Annotated in this window: 19 protein-coding genes; 9 read left to right on the forward strand and 10 right to left on the reverse strand. The window is 67.4% G+C overall.

Annotation, left to right across the window (positions count from 1 at the left end; translation table 11 throughout):
* Positions 1 to 4: 4 nt before the first annotated feature.
* A complete protein-coding gene (locus QZV72_RS13155; RefSeq protein WP_297009033.1) occupies positions 5 to 1207 on the forward strand; it encodes an ROK family transcriptional regulator in 1203 nt (400 codons plus the stop codon).
* Between the two features lie 19 nt (positions 1208 to 1226).
* Here the strand turns inward: QZV72_RS13155 and QZV72_RS13160 are convergent, their stop codons facing one another.
* The 6 genes from QZV72_RS13160 to dnaA all read right to left on the reverse strand — a co-directional run bounded on the left by QZV72_RS13160 (position 1227) and on the right by dnaA (position 9663).
* Positions 1227 to 2117: an alpha/beta fold hydrolase gene (locus QZV72_RS13160; RefSeq protein WP_297009035.1), complete on the reverse strand. Its 891-nt coding sequence runs from the start codon at positions 2115 to 2117 to the stop codon at positions 1227 to 1229.
* A complete protein-coding gene (gyrB, locus tag QZV72_RS13165) occupies positions 2110 to 4155 on the reverse strand; it encodes a DNA topoisomerase (ATP-hydrolyzing) subunit B (RefSeq protein ID WP_297009066.1) in 2046 nt (681 codons plus the stop codon). Before gyrB ends, QZV72_RS13160 begins: the two co-directional genes overlap by 8 nt.
* A 92-nt stretch (positions 4156 to 4247) precedes the next feature.
* Positions 4248 to 4808 (reverse strand): DciA family protein, encoded by a 561-nt coding sequence (locus tag QZV72_RS13170; protein WP_297009037.1) that lies wholly within the window; start codon positions 4806 to 4808, stop codon positions 4248 to 4250.
* Positions 4801 to 6018 (reverse strand): DNA replication/repair protein RecF, encoded by a 1218-nt coding sequence (gene recF, locus QZV72_RS13175; protein ID WP_297009040.1) that lies wholly within the window; start codon positions 6016 to 6018, stop codon positions 4801 to 4803. Before recF ends, QZV72_RS13170 begins: the two co-directional genes overlap by 8 nt.
* 13 nt (positions 6019 to 6031) lie before the next feature.
* Positions 6032 to 7231, reverse strand: coding sequence for a DNA polymerase III subunit beta (gene dnaN, locus QZV72_RS13180; protein ID WP_297009042.1), 1200 nt, complete (start codon positions 7229 to 7231; stop codon positions 6032 to 6034).
* 743 nt (positions 7232 to 7974) lie between these two features.
* Positions 7975 to 9663, reverse strand: coding sequence for a chromosomal replication initiator protein DnaA (gene dnaA / locus QZV72_RS13185; RefSeq protein WP_297009044.1), 1689 nt, complete (start codon positions 9661 to 9663; stop codon positions 7975 to 7977).
* A 775-nt stretch (positions 9664 to 10438) separates the two neighbouring features.
* Here dnaA and rpmH point away from each other — a divergent pair.
* The 8 genes from rpmH to QZV72_RS13225 all read left to right on the forward strand — a co-directional run bounded on the left by rpmH (position 10439) and on the right by QZV72_RS13225 (position 16416).
* Positions 10439 to 10582: a 50S ribosomal protein L34 gene (rpmH, locus tag QZV72_RS13190; RefSeq protein WP_014011503.1), complete on the forward strand. Its 144-nt coding sequence runs from the start codon at positions 10439 to 10441 to the stop codon at positions 10580 to 10582.
* Between the two features lie 30 nt (positions 10583 to 10612).
* Positions 10613 to 11017 carry a ribonuclease P protein component gene (locus tag QZV72_RS13195; protein WP_297009052.1) on the forward strand — a complete coding sequence of 135 codons (405 nt, stop codon included), beginning with the start codon at positions 10613 to 10615 and terminating at the stop codon, positions 11015 to 11017.
* Between the two features lie 52 nt (positions 11018 to 11069).
* Complete coding sequence (gene yidD / locus QZV72_RS13200; RefSeq protein ID WP_297009067.1) at positions 11070 to 11321, forward strand: membrane protein insertion efficiency factor YidD; 252 nt, start codon at positions 11070 to 11072, stop codon at positions 11319 to 11321.
* 72 nt (positions 11322 to 11393) lie between these two features.
* Positions 11394 to 12653, forward strand: a complete 1260-nt coding sequence (gene yidC, locus QZV72_RS13205; RefSeq protein ID WP_297009054.1) for a membrane protein insertase YidC — start codon at positions 11394 to 11396, stop codon at positions 12651 to 12653.
* Positions 12654 to 12740: 87 nt separating this feature from the next.
* Complete coding sequence (gene rsmG, locus QZV72_RS13210) at positions 12741 to 13406, forward strand: 16S rRNA (guanine(527)-N(7))-methyltransferase RsmG (protein WP_297009056.1); 666 nt, start codon at positions 12741 to 12743, stop codon at positions 13404 to 13406.
* Between the two features lie 172 nt (positions 13407 to 13578).
* Positions 13579 to 14523 carry a ParA family protein gene (locus tag QZV72_RS13215; RefSeq protein WP_297009058.1) on the forward strand — a complete coding sequence of 315 codons (945 nt, stop codon included), beginning with the start codon at positions 13579 to 13581 and terminating at the stop codon, positions 14521 to 14523.
* Positions 14520 to 15662 carry a ParB/RepB/Spo0J family partition protein gene (locus QZV72_RS13220; protein WP_297009060.1) on the forward strand — a complete coding sequence of 381 codons (1143 nt, stop codon included), beginning with the start codon at positions 14520 to 14522 and terminating at the stop codon, positions 15660 to 15662. The genes QZV72_RS13215 and QZV72_RS13220 overlap by 4 nt, the downstream gene beginning before the upstream one ends.
* Before the next feature lie 49 nt (positions 15663 to 15711).
* Positions 15712 to 16416 carry a hypothetical protein gene (locus tag QZV72_RS13225; RefSeq protein WP_297009061.1) on the forward strand — a complete coding sequence of 235 codons (705 nt, stop codon included), beginning with the start codon at positions 15712 to 15714 and terminating at the stop codon, positions 16414 to 16416.
* 11 nt (positions 16417 to 16427) lie between these two features.
* On the opposite strand, the gene QZV72_RS13230 is transcribed toward QZV72_RS13225, so the two are convergent.
* From QZV72_RS13230 to QZV72_RS13245, 4 genes are all read right to left on the reverse strand, one after another.
* The gene (locus QZV72_RS13230) at positions 16428 to 17618 is read right to left on the reverse strand and encodes an N-acetylmuramoyl-L-alanine amidase (protein WP_297009062.1); all 1191 of its coding nucleotides are present in this window, start codon (positions 17616 to 17618) and stop codon (positions 16428 to 16430) included.
* Between the two features lie 19 nt (positions 17619 to 17637).
* Complete coding sequence (gene trxA, locus QZV72_RS13235) at positions 17638 to 17961, reverse strand: thioredoxin (RefSeq protein ID WP_297009063.1); 324 nt, start codon at positions 17959 to 17961, stop codon at positions 17638 to 17640.
* A 128-nt stretch (positions 17962 to 18089) separates the two neighbouring features.
* On the reverse strand, positions 18090 to 19025 hold the full coding sequence (gene trxB, locus QZV72_RS13240; RefSeq protein ID WP_297009064.1) for a thioredoxin-disulfide reductase: 936 nt from the start codon (positions 19023 to 19025) through the stop codon (positions 18090 to 18092).
* 26 nt (positions 19026 to 19051) lie between these two features.
* Complete coding sequence (locus QZV72_RS13245) at positions 19052 to 19726, reverse strand: RNA polymerase sigma factor (protein WP_297009065.1); 675 nt, start codon at positions 19724 to 19726, stop codon at positions 19052 to 19054.
* Between the last annotated feature and the right edge of the window lie 125 nt (positions 19727 to 19851).

A 19851-nucleotide genomic window follows, 5' to 3' on the forward strand; every position in this document is an offset into this window, starting at 1 on the left:
TTCCATGACCCTCACCGTCGCAGACCCCCCCACCGGAGACACCGGCACCACCGGGACGACCACCGCGCACTTCGCCACACCGGTCAACGGTCCGGCCCGGGTCCTCCACCAGATCCGCACCGCCCCCGGTATCACCCGGGCCCGTCTGCACGAGGACCTCGGCCTCTCACAACCCACAGTGACGAGGCATGTCGCCGCACTCATCGACGCGGGGCTCGTGGAGCAGGCCTCCCCGACACAGTCCTCGTCAACCACCGTCGGCCGCCCCGGGACGACACTCCTGCCGTCCGGGCGTCACCTCACCGCTCTCGGCGCGCATGTCGGACTGCGCAGCACCCAGCTCGTCGCCGTCGACGGCGCCGGCCGGCCACTGCGTTCCCGCACGCTGAAACTCCCGCTCGCCGATCTCGCGCCCGAGGAGGCGTTGGAAGCGGTCAGCCACGGACTCACCTCCCTCGGTCGAGGCCTCCCGGACCCGGTGGGTCTCGGTGTCGCTTTCTCCTCCCCGGTGGACGCCGCCGGTCACGTCACCTCACAGGCCTACGGCTGGAACGATGTCGACGTCGCCGACGTCCTCGGCGATACCGGGACCGGTCTGCCGGTCTCCCTGGCCACCGGTGTCGGTGCCATGGCCGGAGCCGAACTGACGAGCACCCCACTGGGATCCACCTACCAGGTCATCCCCGGTGGACGCTCCACGCTGTACGTCTACGCCCGGGAACTCGTGGCCCACGCCTGGATCGTCGGGGACGCCGTCCACCAGCCGTTCACCGGGACCTCCCCCACCGCCTTCGCCTCGATCGCCGAATCCGGCTCCTTCCGGAGTTCACGGGGCGGCACCGGACACCCGCTGGGAACCACCGCGGTGCTCGACGCCGCGCGGCGGAAAGGCCTGGGGGTGTCCTCCGTCCCGGAACTGGTGGCGCTGGCGTCCACCAATCCGGTGGCCCGTGCCCTGCTCGATGAGCGGGCCGAACTGCTCGGACGCATCATCACCCTGGCGGTCGAGATCGTCGATCCGGCGACGGTGGTCTTCGCCGGCGAAGCATTCACCGCTGACCCGGACGCCGTGAAGATCATCGCAGGAAGTCTCCAGCGCCGTGCCCCCCGACGCGGCCTGAGCATCCAGCGGGCCGGCGACGGGATCCTGTCACGCGCCGCCGCGGTGACGGCCCTGCACCGGCTGTGGACCGATCCACTGGGCTGATTCCACTCAGCCGATCCGCTCAGCCGATCCGCTCGACGAAGGCCTCGAGGCGGTCGGAGATGTCACCCGGTTCCCTGGCCCACCGGTTGTGCCCCAGTGTGCCGGGAAGCTCCTCGACCCGCGGATACGCCCTAGGCATGAGATTGGCCAACGCACGGCAGGAGTCCACGGTGCAGAAATCATCATTGCTGTAGCGGGTGAACAGGATCGGCACACGCACCTCCTGCAGTGCCGCCATGTAGTCCAGGTCACGCCCGCGCAACCGGTCCAGGGCGTTGGTGCGTCCGAACCGCGCCCACTCGCGCACCTGGACACCGGACTGACGTCCGTACCCGGAGGGATCGAACCGGCCGCCGGGCCAGAATCCGAGGACCCGTCCGACAGCACCCATGACCAGGCCACCGATACGCAGGCGGCGTCGTTCCGGGTTGGGGAAGGCACGGGAGAACGGCGAACCGGTGCCGACCCCCATCAGCCCGGTGACCCCCAGCTCATGCGCCTCCGGGCGTGCCAGCAGCAGAGCACCGATCTGGCCGCCCATCGAGTGGGTGAGCAGGACGACCGGGTGGTCGGCCGCGAGGTCGAGCCGGGCCTTCACGGCACGGATCGTCCGCGGGTAATCCTCCGACGCCAGATCATGGTAGCCCCACCGGTCGGAGGCGGACGCCACGGCGGTGCTGGAACCCTGACCACGCAGTTCTCCGACGGCGGTCGGGAAACCGCGACGGGAGAGCTCCTCGGCGACCGGCCGGTAGTAGTGCGCGCCGACACCGAACCCGGGCCAGATCATGATCAACGGCCGGTCAGTGTCCGCCGGGCCCTGCGCCCGGAACACCAGGACGCGGGAGGCCGACCCGTCGGGCATGGCCACCAGGATGCTGTCGGATTTCGCCGTGGACACACTAGACATCGAGGAACCGGACATCCTTCGCGTTGCGGGTGATGAAACTGCGGCGGGCGACGACATCATCGCCCATGAGCACGGCAAAGGTCTCGTCGGCGTCCGCGGCGTCCTCCAGAGTGACCTTCTTGAGGATGCGGTCCTGCGGATCCATGGTGGTCTCCCACAGTTCCTTGGCGTTCATCTCACCGAGGCCCTTGTAACGCTGGATACCGTCGTCCTTGTTGATCTTGCGGCCCTTCGCCAGCCCCTCGGCGAGCAGGGCGTCCCGCTCCGCGTCGGAGTACGCGAACCCGGGCTCCCCCTTTCCCCACTTGAGCTTGTACATCGGCGGCATGGCGAGGTAGACGTGGCCCTCCTCGATCAGCGGACGCATGAAGCGGTAGAGCAGGGTGAGCAGCAGGGTGGCGATGTGCTGACCGTCGACGTCGGCGTCCGCCATGAGGACGATCTTGTGGTACCGCAGCTTGGTGATGTCGAACTCGTCGTGGATACCGGTGCCCAGAGCGGTGATGATCGCCTGCACCTCGGCGTTCTTCAGCACCTTGTCGAGGCGGGCCTTCTCCACGTTGAGGATCTTGCCGCGCAACGGGAGGATCGCCTGGAACATCGAGTCTCGGCCCGACTTCGCTGATCCACCGGCCGAGTCACCCTCCACGATGTAGATCTCGGACTTCACCGGATCCTTGGAACGGCAGTCGGCGAGCTTACCGGGCAGGCCGCCGAGGTCGGTGGCGGACTTGCGGCGCACCAGGTCACGGGCCTTGCGCGCGGCCACCCGCGCCTGGGAGGAGGATACCGCCTTGTTGACGATGGCCTTCGCCTCGGCCGGGTTGGCGTCGAACCAGTCGGAGACGTGCTCGTTGGTGGCCTTCTGCACGAAACCCTTGATCTCGGAGTTGCCGAGCTTGGTCTTCGTCTGGCCCTCGAACTGCGGGTCACCGACACGCACGGAGATCACTGCGGCGAGCCCCTCACGGCAGTCGTCACCGGTGAGGTTGGGCTCCTTGTCCTTGAGCAGCTTGTGGTCGCGGGCGTACTTGTTCATGAGGTACGTCAGCGCGGCGCGGAAGCCCTCCTCATGGGTGCCACCCTCTACCGTGTTGATGGTGTTGGCGAAGGTGTGGACCGACTGGGAGTAACCGGAGTTCCACTGCAGGGCGATCTCGACCTCGTGGTCGTCACCCTTGACCTCCAGGTCGATGACGCTGGGGTGGACCGGCGTCTTCGACTTGTTCAGATGGTCGACGTAGTCTTTGAGCCCGTCCGGGTAGTGGAAGACCCTGGTCCGCACCTTCGGCGCGTCCTGCTTCCGTTCCTCGGCGACCTCGTCGGCGGACTTCGGGGCGGCAGCCTCGTCGGCGGCGGCGTCCGCCAGGTCCTCGGCCTGCTCAATGACCTGGCTACGCTCATCGGTGAGCGTGATGGTCAGGCCCTTGTTGAGGAAGGCCATCTCCTGGAGACGGCGGGAGACCGTGTCGAAGTTGTAGGTCGTGGTCTCGAAGATCTCCGGGTCCGCCCAGAACCGCTGGGTGGTGCCGGTGCCACGGGCCTTCTTGACCTGCTCCAGTTCCTCGGGGATGGAGCGGTTGAAGACCTGGCGCCACAGGAACCCGTCACGTCTGATCTCGGTCACCACCCTGGTTGACAGGGCGTTGACCACGGAGATACCGACACCGTGCAGCCCACCGGAGACCGCGTAGGCCTGGGAGTCGAACTTGCCGCCGGCGTGGAGCTCGGTCATGACGACCTGGACGGTCGGACGCCCCGTCGGGTGCATCTCCACCGGGATACCACGGCCGTTGTCGGAGACCTCGACGGAGCCGTCGTCCTTGAGGGTGACCTCGACATGGTCGGCGAAACCGGCCATCGCCTCGTCCACCGAGTTGTCCACGACCTCCCAGATCAGGTGGTGGAGACCACGCTCGCTGGTGGAACCGATGTACATGCCGGGGCGTTTACGGACCGCCTCGAGGCCCTCCAGGATGGTGATCTGGTCTGCACCGTAATCCTCGGACCCGTGGTGGGATTCCGGTCCAGCGTTCATCTCAGCCTCAGCCACAGCCTTTTCCACTCCTTGATAGATACGGGTCCAACCACCTCATACTACCCGGTCAGGCGCCCCGACGTAAGCCGCCGCTATCCGTAGGTGTCCCGCGGTCCACGGCCCTTGACGTGGTAGCGGCCCTTACGCCAGCTGGGCGGACGGGGGCCGTAGATCCGCAGCTCGGCGACGATGTCGCCACCGACCTTCCTCGCGATGGTCTGGAGGATGAGTGTCTGCATCAGACGCAGGTTCGTCGCCCAGGCGGTGGAGTCGCACTCGATGTGGAGCTGCCGCTCCTTCTCCTTGTACATGACGACCCTCGTGTGTCTGGCGACGTCCTCGCCGACGATGCCTTCCCAGTTCCCCCGGATCGTGCCGACGGCGAAGTTACGGTTCCACCCGTTGCGCCGCACCTCCCGCTGCACCAGGTCACCGAACCGGCCGGGGTCGCGGTAGCTGCGGTCCATCCGCCCGTCATAGCGCGTCTTCATGCGCTTCGGCTTCGCCCCCCTGCGCCGCGGGTTGAACGGCTGCCGGGGCGGGACCGGGGACGGTGAGAGGTCGTCGCCGGTCTTCTTCGCCGGTCCGGACAGTCGGCGCAGCTTCTCCCACTGCGCGGCGACGGGGTCGTGCGCCGGGTGCTCCTCACTCATCGCGGGACTCCGGCCCCTGCGACAGCCCCGGCACCGGATCCGGCACCGGGTCCAGCTCAGAGACGCGTCCCCCGTCCGTGACGCGGGCGCGCACCGCATGGACCCGGGCGATCTCGCGGAGGTCGGCGGGGATGTCCTCGTCGACGGCGGCGGTGATGAGCACCTGCTCAGCCTCACCCGCCAGGTCGACGAGGGCACTGCGACGGGCCCGGTCGAGCTCGGCGAAGACGTCATCGAGAATGACCACCGGCTCGGTGCCGTCGGCGCGTTGCATCCGGTGGGACGCCAGGCGCAGCGTCAGCGCGAAGGACCAGGATTCGCCGTGGCTGGCGAAGCCCTTGGCCGGCTGTGTACCCAGAATGAGCTGCAGATCGTCGCGGTGCGGGCCGGTGAGTGTGATCCCCCGCTCGATCTCGGTGTCCCGTCGTACGGCCAGCCGGGACAGCAGGACGGCCTCCGCGACGTCCGGTGCGACCAGGTACGTGCCTGTGGTGTCGACGCCGGCGCCGGCGAGTTCGGCATCCACCGTGGACGTGTAACTGATCAGAGCAGGTCGCGAGCCGGGGGCGAGCCGGGCGTAGGACTCCTCGACATGCGGTGCGAGGTCGTGGACCACCTGCACCCGGGCCGACATGATCTCTCCGCCGAGGTGGGCGAGCTGCGCGTCCCACACGTCGAGGGAGTCGGCGACGGCGTCCGGGGACGGGGCGGACTTCAGCAGGGCGTTGCGCTGCCGGAGGACCTTGTCATAGTCCGCGCGCACCCCGGCCAGCCGCGGGTACCGGGCAGCAACGACCTGGTCGAGGAAGTGACGGCGCTGCTCGGGCTCGCCGCGGACGAGGGCCAGGTCCTCCGGGGCGAACATGGTGGTCCGCACGATGCCCGCGAGACCACGCTGACTGCGTAGGGCGGTCCGGTTCACGGCTGCCCGGTTCGCGCCACGGGAGTTGATCACCAGGTGGGCGGTCAGCTCACGGCCGTGGTTGACCGCTGTCGCGGAGACCCGGGCGGAGTCACAGCCCTCGCGGACGAGCGCGGCGTCCCCGCTGACCCGGTGGGAGGCGAGGTGGGCGAGATATCCGACCGCCTCGACGATGTTCGTCTTCCCGTTTCCGTTGGGGCCGGCGAAGACGGTGACGCCGGGGGTGAGTTCCAGGTCGAGGGAAGCCCAGGACCTGAAGTCACCGAGATGCAGAGAACGCAGGTACATGCAGGTGCAGACTCTAGCCCGGGAGACGGACCGGCATCAGCAGATAGGTGAAGGGGGTCTCCGGGGTCGGGAAGGTGCCGTCGGTCCCCGCCTCGGGCAGATTCTCGGGCTCCGGCAGCAGGATCGCGGGGCGGGAGGGCTGGGTGAAGCCGAAGACCACGCGGTCGGTGTGGATGGCACTGAGCCCGTCCTTGAGGTACCCGGGATTGAAGGCGATGACCAGGGGCTCGCCGACGAAGGCGCAGGGCAGCTGCTCCTCGGCGACACCGATGTCGGAGCCACCGCCGGAGATGGTCAGGCCACCGTCCTCGAAGGCCATCCGGATCTGGGAGTTTCCCTCTGTGACCAGGGAGACGCGACGGATGGCGTCGAGCAGTGGGGTGATCTCCACGGTGGCCAGGGCCGTGTTCTGCTTCGGCAGCAGCGGGCGGAACTTCGGGAAGTCCGCGTCGATGAGCCGGGTGGTGGAGCGACGGTCGTCGGTGGCGATGCCGAGCAGGCGCCCGCCACCGGCGGCACCGTCCGTGTCCAGGGCGATCTCCACCGGTTCACCGGAGGAGTCCAGTGACCGGGCCGTGTCCGCCAGGGTACGGGCCGGGATGAGCAGCTCGGCGGAGATGTCGGCGCGGGCCGGTGCCCAGTCGACGGTGCGCACCGCGAGACGGAAACGGTCGGTGGCGGCGAGAACGACATGCTCTCCGTCGATCTCCATCCGGATACCGGTGAGCATCGGCAGGGTGTCATCCCGACCGGCGGCGACGGCGACCTGACCGATGACCTCGGCGAAGAGGTACGGGTCGAGGGATCCGGCGATCTGCGGGAACTCCGGGAGGACGGGGTAGTCGTCGATGGTCATCGCGGGCAGCTCGAAGTGGGAGCTGCCGCAGTTGACGAGCACCTTGGTGCCGTCGTAGTCGATGCGCACCGGTTTGTCAGCCAGGGCGCCGATGATGTTGGACGCCAGACGACCCGCGACGAGGATGCGTCCGGGTTCCGCGACATCCGCGGAGACGCGGACCTTGGTGGAGACCTCACGGTCGAAACCGGAGAGCTGGAGACCGTCCTCGGTGGCTTCGATGAGCACACCGCGCAGAATCGGTTGTGAGGCTTTGCTCGGGAGGCTGCGTGCCACCCATGCGAGTGCCGAGGAGAAGTCGTCCTTGGCCACGGTGAAGCTGACGGACTGCTGGTCCCCCAGCTGATCAGTGGTCACTCGTTCGTACCTTTCTGCAGGTCATCGATTCGAACATCATTCGAACACCGGCGTCGTGGGGTTCCCCCCGACGCTCCCGGCACGGGTTCACTGCCCGTTCTGTGCCACCAGAGTAGTCCACAGTGGTGGACCACCGCGAGGTCCGGTCCGTTCTTCCTCCGTAGCTTTCTCTGCCGCGTTCGTCGTCTGGGTCGTCTGAGTCGTCCGGTTCCCGGCGTCAGTTGTCCCCACCCCCTTTTTCTCTTGAGGGACTACAGGTAGATCGGTAGCAGTAGCAGTAGGGGTTGTGGACGCTGTGGACAACCTCGGATCGCGGCTGTTCGCGGCGGTCGTGGGGGTGTGGAGCCACTGGCGCATGGGGTTGTGGACAACTTCGGGAATCTGTGGACAACTTCGCGGCGACCGCCGGTGTCCACCGCCTGTCCACCGGGTGGTGCACGCGGAAACGATGCTTTGTCCACATCTTTTGCACCGCTGTGACCTGCGGGAATGCGTTTCCGGTTGTGCTTCTGCGGCGGAAGGCCTCCTGCGGAAACACACTCTTGTCATTTATCCACAAGGGATGGGGAGTTATCCACGGGCGGTGGATGTCCGGGGACGTCCCGCGGCCGCGGGAGCCTGAGCAGGGCGGCCCGGCTACCGCTCACAGTCTTGTAATTACATCGCTGTGGATAACCCTGTGGAGATTGTGGATACCGCTGCCGGACTCCCCCTCCCCGCCCCCGGCAGCCCCCTCCCGGCCGTCAGCGCTGACGCGCGCGGGACTTGATCTTCTGCGTCAGCTCCTGGAACTGCTCGAAGATGGCGGTGTTCTCCTGGATCGCACGGCGCATCTTCTTCTCTGCGTGCATCACGGTGGTGTGGTCACGACCGCCGTAGACCTCGCCGATCTTCGTCGTCGACATCTCGCAGTACTCGCGGGTGAGGAACATGCCGAACTGCCGGGCGGTGACGATCTTGCGGACCTTCGACGGTCCGGTGAGCTGGTCGAGGGAGACGGTGAAGTGCTCGGCGATGACCTCGATGACCATTTCCGGGGTGATCTTCACGTCCTGCGGGAGGATGTCCTTGACCACGACCTCGGCTGCGGCGATGGTGATCGGCTCACCGGTCATGGAACAGTAGGCCACCACCCGGGTCAGGGCACCCTCGAGTTCACGGATCGACGATTCGTTGCGGCTGGCGATGAACTCCAGCACGTCCCTCGGCACCGCAGCGCCGTTGAGCAGGGACTTCTTGGCGAGAATCGCCATCCTTGTCTCGAGGTCAGGTGTCTTGACGTCCGTGGTGAGGCCACCTTCGAAGCGGGTGCGCAGCCGGTCCTCCAGCGTGGTCAGCTGGGACGGCGGCCGGTCCGAAGACAGTACGATCTGGTGATTCGCCTGGTAGAGGGCATTGAAGGTGTGGAAGAACTCCTCCTGGGTCGACTCCTTTCCCTGGAGGAACTGGATGTCGTCGACGATGAGGAGATCGAGGTTCCGGTAGTTCCTCTTGAACTGGTCGAGGGCGAGCGGACCACCCTGGATCGCGTTGATGAACTCGTTGGTCATCTCTTCACTGGAGACGTACCGCACCCGGATCTCCGGTTTGAGCTCCCGGGCGTAGTGCCCGATGGCGTGCAGCAGGTGGGTCTTTCCCAGCCCCGGCTGACCGTAGATGAACAGCGGGTTGTAGGCCTTGCCCGGGTTCTCCGCGACGGCGCGGCAGGCTGCGGCGGGGAACTGGTTCGACGGGCCGGTGACGAAGGTGTCGAAGGTGTACTTCGGGTTCAGCCGGTTCTCGTCGTCCGCATGGGTCGCGGCGGCGGCCGGGGCCGTGGCGGCGGTGGTCACCGTGATCTGCTCGGCGAACTGGCCCGGGTCCGCGAAAGCTGCGGTGGGGGCCGCCTGGGGTGTCGGCATGGTGACAGGGGTCACAGGGTTCACCGGAGCCGCAGAACTGTCGACCGCACCGTGTTCCGCAAAACCGGGGTGCGGGAAGGCTGCGTCGTCCATGTTCTCCCAGAGGTCCGGGGTGTGGACGGGTCCGGGCGGCACGGCCGGGAGATCACTGAACTGTGAGTTCCGGTGGCGCCCGGTGCTGTCGTCGGGGGACTCCGCGACCGGCGCCGACGGTGCCGGAGCAGGAGGATCCACCGGAATCTCGGGGGCTGGTTCCTTCACACTGAACGAGAGTGTGACGGGGGTCCCGACCTCGCGTTCCAGGACCTCGATGATGTCTCCGCTGAGCTTCTTCTCCGTCTCCGTACGCACCCACTTGGACGGCGCGGTGAGCACTGCGATGCCGTTGACCAGCACCACAGGGTCGAGCTGCTGGAGCAGAGCACGGGAGCGCGGCGCGATCTCGGGAAACTCGGCGGACGCCGCGTCCGCCGTGACCCAACGTGTGACGAGGTTCGCCCAGATAGTGGGAAAGTCCTCGGCTGTGGTCATCGGGTCGGATCCTTTCGCTGCGGGGTGGGAGGGGAAGTGGAGAATGCAAGGGTAACCCGCCGCCGGGGCGGGCGTTCCAGAGTCGGGGGACACACCCCGGACACCGGATCAGTGCACAAGGGACACCGCTGGTTCACCGGAGCGAAACCCACCGGGATGTGGATAGCCCGGTAGTGGCGTGGCCTGGGCATCCACAGGTTTGTACACACCTGTGGATAACTTTTCCTGTGCTGTTGTCAACAGGCTACTCCACCGCTGTGGACAACCCCAAGATGACTGTGGATAACTTCCTGACCTGCGGATATGGTGGCTAAACTACACCTTTACGGTTCGGGGGCGGAAAAAGTTGTCCACAGGTTGTGGGTCGCACCGGTGTGACATACCCCCACAATTCGCTGACCTGCGCGGCGAAGTCTGCCAACCAGCTGTGAGCCGTCGCCACCCCCGGGGCGGGCGCGTGCCACGTCCCCGGGACAAATGACAAGGTTGTCATGCGTGTCAGATTTTGCACAGCGAGGTCAAGCCTGTAAATTGACGCTCGTCTCTGAGTGTCACTGAACGACGGATCACCGGTCCGACGTTCCCGGCACTCCCCCGCCCGGAACGACTGGGGCGGACGGTCGGCACCGCGCGGGGTCCCCCGCCGCCGTCGACCACACCAACAATGACCACAAGAACCGTGGTCGGCGAGTGGAACGCGGCACCCGACCCCCTACGGGGACCGGTACCCGCTGCGGCCCGCCGACCGCGGACGACAGAATAAGGAGTGAGTACCGTGGCCAAGGGCAAGCGTACTTTCCAGCCGAACAACCGCCGTCGTGCCCACAAGCACGGCTTCCGTACCCGGATGCGCACCCGCGCCGGCCGCGCCATCGTCTCGGCGCGCCGTAGCAAGGGCCGCAAGTCCCTCACCGCGTAGTCACCTCGCGGCAGAAATAGCGCCACCGCAGTGCTTCCCGAAGAACACCGCCTCCGCGCCACCTCCCTGTTCGGGGAGACGGTGCGCCGGGGCAGGAAGAAAGGGAGCCGCACTGCGGTGGTGTACGTGTATGAGGGGCAGTTCGAGGGGCCCGGTGCCGGACGACCGGCGCCGTACCCCGGACTCACAGTGACCGTGGGGGGACCGCGCGTCGGCCTGGTCGTCTCGAAGGCGGTGGGCAATGCCGTGACCAGACACGCCGTGTCCCGCCGACTGAGACACACCGCCGGGCGCATCCTCGACGACACCGACCTGGCGCCGCAGCTGCGTCCCGACCTGTCGATCGTGCTGCGGGCCCTGCCGGCCGCCGCGACGGCCACTTCCGGGGAGCTGGAGCGGGATGTGCGACATGCACTCCGCCGCCTCCTCGGCTGACGGTCGGGCTGACGGTCGGGCTGACGGTCGGGCTGACGGTCGGGCCGGCGACGTGTCCACCGGGCGGGCCCGCCTCCTCCGACGCGCCGTCCTCGGTTACCAGAACTACCTTTCACCCCTTAAACTGGGGCCGTCGTGCCGTTTCACGCCGTCGTGCAGCGCCTACGCCCTCACTGCCTTCGCGAGATTCGGGGTGGTCAAGGGTCTTGTCCTCAGCGTCGTACGGTTGGCGAAATGCGGCCCCTGGCACCCCGGTGGTTGGGATCCTGTCCCGCCTGCGGGGAGTCGGCGTCACCGGCGGTAGCACCGGACCCACCGCCGTACCCCCGGCGTCCGCAGACAACCGACCAGTCCACGCAAGGAGAGTCCACAAGCAGTGCTCAATTTCATCTACTACCCCATCTCGTGGGTGCTCTGGTTCTGGCATAAGGCCTGGGGCCTCATCCTCGACCCGGATTCCGGCATCACCTGGGCGCTGTCCATCATCTTCCTGGTGGTCACGCTTCGTCTGCTGCTCCTCAAACCTATGATCAACCAGCTGCGTTCCGGCCGAAAGATGCAGGAGATGCAGCCGCGGATGCAGGAGATCAAGCGCAAGTACGCCAAGGACCAGCAGCAGCAGGCCCTGGAGATGCGCAAGCTCCAGAAGGAGATGGGCGTCAACCCGCTGGCGTCCTGCCTGCCGATGCTGGTGCAGATCCCGATCTTCATCGGCCTGTTCCACGTGCTGCGCTCGTTCAACCGCACCGGATCAGGCCACGGCCAGCTCGGCATGAGCATCGAGGAGACCCGGAACACCGCCAACTACGGCTTCAGCGTCGACGATGTCCAGTCCTTCCTGGACGCCCGCCTCTTCGGCGCGCCATTGTCCTCCTACATCTCGATGCCGCAGGACACCTACGGTGCGTTCACCGATGACGGCTCGATCGACTTCAGCCGCGGGAACATCATCGCCGTGGTCATCCCGATGATGCTCATCGCCGCAGTCATCATGCACTTCAACGCGAAGCACTCGCTGGCCCGACAGGCCCGCAAGAAGGCCGAGCGGCCGCAGAAGAAGGGCGCGGCCACCCCGCAGCAGGACATGATGGAATCCCAGATGGCCATGATGCAGAAGCTCATGGTGTGGGTCATGCCGGTGCTGTCCCTGCTCGGAGCCTTCTTCTGGCACGTCGGTCTGGCCGTCTACATGCTGACCAACACCACCTGGACCTTCATCCAGCAGATCCTCGTCTACCGGAGGATGGACCGCGAGGAGGCCGAGGAGAAGGAGGCGAAGATCGCCGCGAAGCGGACGAACGCCCCGAAACCCGGCACGAAGCCCCGGGACCACGGTCACGGCCAGGCGGCCCCGACCGCTCTTCTCGAGCACACCGGGGATGCGCAGGACGCGCAGGACGCCGGCCACGCCACCCCGGCGAACCCCTTCACCGCAGCCGATGCCCCGGCCGGTCCGCCGCTGACCGAGGAGCAGGTGAAGACCTACCGGGCGGAGGCGGCCGCCATGACCGCCGAGAAGCTGGACGCCACGATCGCCGAGATCGAGACCCAGCTCGCTGACCCGGAGACGAAGAAGCGGGCGAAGAAGCAGAAGCGTCTCGCGGTGCTCATGCAGTTCCGTGCGGAGCAGCGGTAGCCTGCACCGTACCGACACCCCCGGATCGAGTGGCCCACCGAGGTCACCGCCGGGGGTGTCGTCTGTCAGCGGGACCCACCGGCTAGAATGGGCGACGTGACTGAGCCTGCCTCCCCCCCATCCGCCGACGTCCCGGAGTCTGCTGCCCGCGTCTTCGGTGACCGCCTCGACCTCGCTGTGCGCTACGCAGGGTGGCTGGCGGACGCCGGGGTGGTCCGCGGGCTCATCGGACCCCGGGAGGTCGGTCGGCTCTGGGACCGCCATATTCTCAACAGTGCGGTGATCGGTGAGGTCATCGACGAGGGTGTGCGCGTGGTGGACGTCGGTTCCGGTGCCGGCCTCCCGGGGATTCCACTGGCGATCGCCCGCCCTGATCTGCGCGTTCAGCTCGTTGAACCGCTGCTGCGCCGGGCGACCTTCCTCAGTGAGGTCGTCGAGGACCTGGGGCTGGACACCGTCGAGGTGTACCGGGGGCGTGCCGAGGAGAAGTCCACGGTCAAGGCCGTCGGAGGTGCCGATGTGGTGACCTCCCGCGCCGTGGCTCCGGTGGGGCGTCTCATGGGGTGGTCTCTTCCGCTGGCGCGCAAGGGGGGGTTCGTCCGTGCGCTCAAGGGATCCAGTGTGGCCCTGGAATTCGAGCGGGACGCGGTGGACATCCGCAAGGCCGGCGGCTCGGCGGGACGGGTCCTCACCGTGGGTGAGGGCGTGCTCGACCAGCCGACCTTCGTCGCAGAGGTCGAGCGACTGCGGTGACGTTACGCCGGCGGGGGTTTCACGTGAAACCACCCGTGCCGGCTGCCGTTGTCGCCGCGACCGACGGGGACTAGGCTGGGGTCGGTAACCGAGGGGACCGCTGCCCTTGTTTCACGTGAAACAGGTCATCGCGGGCAGCAGACGCGACGCAGATGTAAGAGATAGGAACTCCATGAGTCCAGCAGACTGGGACGAGACCCCGATCGCCGAAGCCGCACGACGGGCATCGATCATCCAGAATCCCTCGAAACTGACTCTCCCCCGGCCAGGGCGCACGCGGTGGATCACCGTGGCGAACCAGAAGGGTGGCGTGGGAAAGACCACCTCGACCGTGAACTTCGCCTGGACTCTCGCACTGCACGGGATGAAGGTCCTCGTCATCGACCTCGATCCCCAGGGGAACGCCTCCACCGCATGCAACGCGGAGCACCGGATGGGTACCCCGTCCAGCTACGAGCTGCTCATCGGCCAGAGCAAGGCGGAGGAGACGATCCAGCAGAGTGCGGACAATTCCAACCTCTACTGCATCCCCGCCACGATCGACCTCGCCGGCGCCGAGATCGAACTGGTCTCGATGGTTCGCCGCGAGTACCGGCTGCGCGACGCCCTCAACGACAACTTCCTCGAGGAGTACGGCTTCGACTACGTCTTCATCGACTGTCCACCCTCACTCGGCCTGTTGACCATCAACGCAATGAACACCGCCACCGAGGTGCTCATCCCCATCCAGTGCGAGTACTACGCCCTGGAGGGGGTGGGACAGCTGCTCAGCAACATCAACATGATCCGCATGCACCTCAACCCGCAGATACATGTCTCTGCGGTGCTGCTGACCATGTACGACGCCCGCACCAAACTCGCTGAACAGGTCGCCCAGGAGGTCCGTGGCCACTTCGGGTCGGTGGTCCTCAACAACCTCATCCCGCGCAGCGTGAAGGTCTCCGAGGCGCCGGGCTACAGTCAGACCGTGCTGCAGTACGATCCGGGATCCCGCGGCGCAATGGCCTATTTTGACGCGGCGGTGGAGTTCGCGGCCCGCGGGGACTACCTTCCGACGGAGAGCACCGCGCCGATCGGCGTGGCGCCGGAGCTACGACTGGAGGCCGAGCGGTCATGACCGAGAAGAAGAGGACGAGGACGCCCGCCCATCCCCAGCTACCGAAGATGGACTCCCACCGTGGCGGCCTCGGCCGTGGTCTGTCCGCCCTGATCCCCACGGCGCCCTCGGGTCCCCGGCTGGGTGACAGTGCCGCAGACGTCATCCTCGGCCCGTCCCCCAGGTCGGCGGCGGCGAAGGAGCGGAAGTCGGCCGGAACGGGCCGCGTCCGTCGCGCGGACACCGCCGCGGTTGGCGGGGCGTTGGGAGCCCTCGGCCTCGCCGGGGATGATCCGGTGAGCGCCCCCGTGATCCCGGCGGAGGACGCCGCCGTCAACGAGTTCGGCGCCACCTACCGCGAGATCCCGCTCGGCGAGATCCGCACCAACCCGAAGAACCCTCGCCAGGTTTTCGAGGAGGAGGCACTCGGCGAGCTGGTCCACTCGATCCGTGAGTTCGGTCTCCTGCAGCCCGTCGTCGTCCGCCCCCTCCCCCAGGGTTCCGGGGTCGCGTTCGAACTCATCATGGGTGAGCGGCGTCTGCGCGCCACCGAACTCGCCGGCCTCGAGGTCATCCCCGCGATCGTGCGGGAGACCGACGACCAGGACATGCTGCGCGACGCGCTGTTGGAGAACATCCACCGCGTCCAGCTCAACCCCCTGGAGGAGGCGAGTGCCTACCAGCAGCTGCTGGAGGAGTTCGACGTCTCACAGGCGGAACTGGCCCGCCGGATCGGCCGCTCCCGCCCGCTGATCACCAACATGATCAGGCTGCTCCAGTTGCCCGTCCCGGTGCAGCGCAAGGTCGCTGCCGGTGTGCTCAGCGCGGGTCATGCCCGGGCGATCCTCGGAGTGAAGGCCGGGGCACAGGCCCAGGAGGTGCTCGCCGCACGGATCGTCGCCGAGGGGCTCAGTGTGCGTGCCACTGAGGAGGCCGTGGTGCTGCTCAACCGCGGTGACGGTGCGGAGGAGAAACCGAAGAAGCGTCAGCCCCGGGAACAGCCGGAGATCGTCCGCGAGTGGGCGTCCTCGGCCGCCGACGCCCTCGACACCCGCGTCACCGTGCAGATGGGTGCGAAGAAGGGGAAGATCGTGGTCGAGTTCGGCGACGCAGACGACTTCGAGCGCATCACCGACCTGCTGAAGCTCCCACGGGACTAGACCCAGACGGTAGAATCCGACTGAACCATACGGTCGATGAGGAGTGCGGGTGGAGATCAGGTACAGCGCGTTGAGCCGTGACGGAGGCTCGCAGCTGGAGGAGCAGGCCTCCCGCGACACCTTCTGGGAGCTGCCGGTCGGCACACACCCGGACGATCCGGAGTTCGACAAGCAGATGTGGATGCAGTCCGTGCTCTACCGCTGGGGCATCTGCGGCTACACCGCCTACGTCTCCACCGGGGACGCCGGTTCGGTGGAGCGTCCCGCCGCCACCGTCTTCTTCGCCCCCTCGGCCCACTTTCCGGGAGCAGCGGCGATGCCCTCCGGCCCGGCGTCCTCCGATGCCGTGCTCATCTCCACGGTCTTCGTCGACCAGCCCTACATGGGTCTGTACCTGGAGCACAGTCTCATAGAGACGGTGCTCACCGAGGCCGAGCGCCGTGGTGTGAAGGCCGTGGAGGCCTTCGGACGCAATGACTCGGGTGAAGCCACCGACCTGTACATCCCGGAGGGGTATCACGGCTGGGAGGAACGCCCCGAGGGGCCGGACAATGCGCTGGAGGCAGCTCCGGTGCTCTCGGCGGACATCCTCGAGCAGGAGGGCTTCTACGTCATCGGCCCGCACCGCCGTTTCCCCCGCTACCGCAAGGACCTCAACACCGGGTCCAACCTCTTCTCCGCCTTCGCGCCGGACGCCCACGAACTGCTCAACGACCGCGGTCCGCTCGCCACGGTGCTCGGCGGCGGACGCTAGCTAGCGCACGGTCAGAGCCGGCCCTCCTCGGCGAGGAGCTCGGTGAAGGAGTACTGGCCGGTCTCCGCGACGTCCTTGTCGAACATGTAGAGCCGTTTGACGGCCACGACGAGCGCCTCCGCGATGGCGTCGCGGGTGTCCGGTTCGGTGAGCACGGTGACGTCACCGGGGTTGGTGATGTAACCGGCGTCGAGCTGTACAGTGGGCATCTTCGTCGTGCGCAGCACATCCCAGGTGCGTCCGTGGGACCGGTTGTCGCCCAGTGGGGTCCGCGCGGTGACCTCGCGCTGGATGATGCCGGCGAGACGTTCACCGGTCATCGAGGACGCACCGGTCTCCGAACCGTAGTAGAACGTCGCCGCCCCACTCGCCTTCTCGTTGGGGTACCAGTCGCAGCGCAGCGAGATCATCAGGTCGGCGCCGAAGGCGTTGGCCATGACCGCCCGCTCCATGTTGGACGGGTTGTCGGTCCGTGGGTGGGAGAGAATGGTCTCCACCCCGGCGGCGATCATCCTCCCCTCGGTACGGGTGGCGAGGTCCCAGAGGATCTCCTCCTCCGCGATGTCCCCGTAGGGGCCGCGGACGACGCGACCGGTGTCCCGGCCGCCGAAGCCGGGGTCGAGGACGACCCGCTTGCCGGTGAGCTGGGGGCCGGCGGCGCGGATCTGCTCCCGTTCCCGGATCGCCTGGGGGGAACCACCGGTGATGCGGCGTCCCAGGTAGGACAGCGACCGCAGCGTCGCCGGGCCGACGACACCGTCAGGGGTGAGCCCGGAGTTCAGCTGGTAGTTCGCCAACGCGTCGTGGGTCAGCGGGCCGAAGTGGCCGTCGATCCGGGAGGTGAAGAACCCCAGGTCGTGGAGGTGTTCCTGCAGCTCGTTGACATCATCCCCGACCATGTAGTGGCCGGGTGCCTGCAGGGACAGTACCCGTGCGCCCAGTGAATAGGACGCCTCGCGGAGAGCCCGGAGGGTGCCGTCGGTGATGTGTCCGTCGGCGACGATGCCACGGTGCTGCTGGAAACCGCGCAGGGCGGAGTCCAGGTCCTCATCGAAGATCTCGTCTTCGGGACGCCACTGCTGGTTCGCCTCACCGGTGGCGTCACCGGTGAAGCCGTCGATGAAGCCGAGGCGCGCGAGGGTGCCCCGGACCTCGGCGACACGCGCCCCGCGGTCACCGAGTTTGTACACTTCGCCGTACACTGCTGCGCTGCCCTGCCGCTCAGACCAGGGCGTCGAGAGCGTCGGTGAGCCGGGACTTCGACTGCTTACCGTGGAACTCCGCGACCTTCTTCCCACCGTCGAAGACGAGAAGAGCGGGGATGGACATGATCTGGTACATGGAGGCGAGGAGACGCTCCTCCTCGACGTTCACCGTCGCGACGGTCGCACGGCCGTCGTACTCTTCGGCGATGTCCCGGAGCACGGGTTCCATCTGCTTGCACGGGCCGCACCAGCTGGCCCAGAAGTCGACGATGACCGGCCGGTCGGCGTCGATGACGGAGGAGCGGAAGGTGTCCTGGGTGACGGTCACTGCTTCTGTCATGGGGGATCCTCCTGAGGTGTCGGGAGTGACTACGATACTCCGAGGATACCCGCGGAGTGGGCGGTACCGGGCATCGACGCGGCAGCCGGTTCACGCGCCGGCCCATGCGCCGGTGCACACGGTGGACCCTAGAGGGTGGCGAGGAATGCTTCGGCGTCGAGCGCGGCACGGCAACCGGAACCGGCCGCGGTGATGGCCTGCTGGTACCGGGAGTCCACCAGGTCACCGGCGGCGAAGACCCCGGGCACCGAGGTGGCGGTGGAGGGCTCGGCGACCTTCACGTAGCCGTTGTCCCGGAGCTCGACCTGTCCCTCGAAGACGGTGGTGCGCGGATCGTGGCCGATGGCGACGAACATGGCGTCCATCGGAATCTCACGGGTTTCACCGGTGACCGTGTCCCGGAGTCGCAGGGCCCGGACGGTCCCCTCCCCCAGCACCTCGTCGACGGTGGCGTTCATGATCATGTCGATCTTCGGGTTGTGGCGGGCGCGCTCCTCCATGATGGCGGACGCGCGGAACTCGCCGCGGCGGTGGATCAGCGTGACCTTCTCCCCGAACCTGGTGAGGAAGTCCGCCTCCTCCATGGCGGAGTCCCCGCCTCCGATGACGGCGATCCGCTTGTCCTTGAAGAAGAAGCCGTCGCAGGTGGCACAGGCGGACACGCCGTGACCCAGCAGCTCCTCCTCGCCGGGGACGCCGAGGTAGCGGGGGGCCGCACCGGTGACGAGGATGACTGTCCTGGCGTGGAACTCCCCGTCGTCGGTGAAGACCTTCTTCACGTCGCCGGCGAGTTCGACACGGACGACGTCCTCCATGCGCAGGTCGGCGCCGAAACGCTCGGCCTGGGTGCGCATGTTCTCCATGAGTTCCGGGCCCATGACGCCTTCCGGGAAGCCGGGGAAGTTCTCCACCTCGGTGGTCTGCATGAGCAGGCCCCCGAAGTCCATGCCCTCGAAGACGAGGGGCTTGAGTTCTGCCCGGGCCGCGTAGACGGCCGCGGTGTAGCCGGCGGGGCCGGAGCCGATGATGATGACGTCGTGCAGGGTGGGGGTGCTCTCGCTCATGGGGTCCGATGATAGACCGCGTGCCGTCAGGCTGCGCCGCGGTGCGCGGTCCGGGTGTCCGCTGTGCGCGGAACCCGGACGGAAGGCGCGACACCGGCGGCGGTGAGGCGGTCGCGCAGCTGCCGACGCGCCCGGCTGAGACGGGACTTCACGGTACCGACAGGCACACCGGTCCGGGTGGAGACGTCCGCCATGGAGAGTCCGTGGATGTCGGAGAGGATCACCGCCTCCCGGAGACCGGGATGGAGCGTGTCGACGGCTTCGCGGAGGATGAGCCGTTGCAGGGTGCGGGTGGCGTCCACGACCCGGGGGTCGGGTGTGTGACGCAGGCGGTCCAGCAGACCGTCGTCGCCGGTGTCGACGTTCTCGCGGCGGCGGCCGGTGTCCCGCAGGTGGCTCAGTGCGGTGTTGGTGAGGATGGTGCGCAGCCACGGCCCCGCTCCCCCGGTGCCCCGGAAGGACGCAGCCTGCCGGTGGACCTTGAGCAGCGCGTCCTGGAGGATGTCGGCGTGCTGCTCCGGTGCGATCCCCAGATGGTGGAGGGTCCAGCTCAACAGCCGCTCATGGCGGGTGATGAGGACCCGGTAGGCGCGCCGGCAGCCGTCACAGTGACGTTGCAGGAGTTGTGCGTCGGTGAGATCGTCGTGGTCGGTGGTGAGTGGTTCGGTCGCCGGCGTCGGTGCCGGAAGTACAGCGGTCACAGTGGTGGTCCCCTCGTGATATCCCCGTCTCCACCGCCCCGTGCCGAGGATCGGCCCGGTGGAGTATCCGTGAGGGGAAGTGTAGCGGGAAAGCCCGCGTCCGGGGAGGGGACCGTTGTGGGCCG

This window comes from uncultured Corynebacterium sp. (assembly GCF_902782855.1).
In the GTDB taxonomy this organism is placed as follows: Bacteria; Actinomycetota; Actinomycetes; order Mycobacteriales; family Mycobacteriaceae; genus Corynebacterium.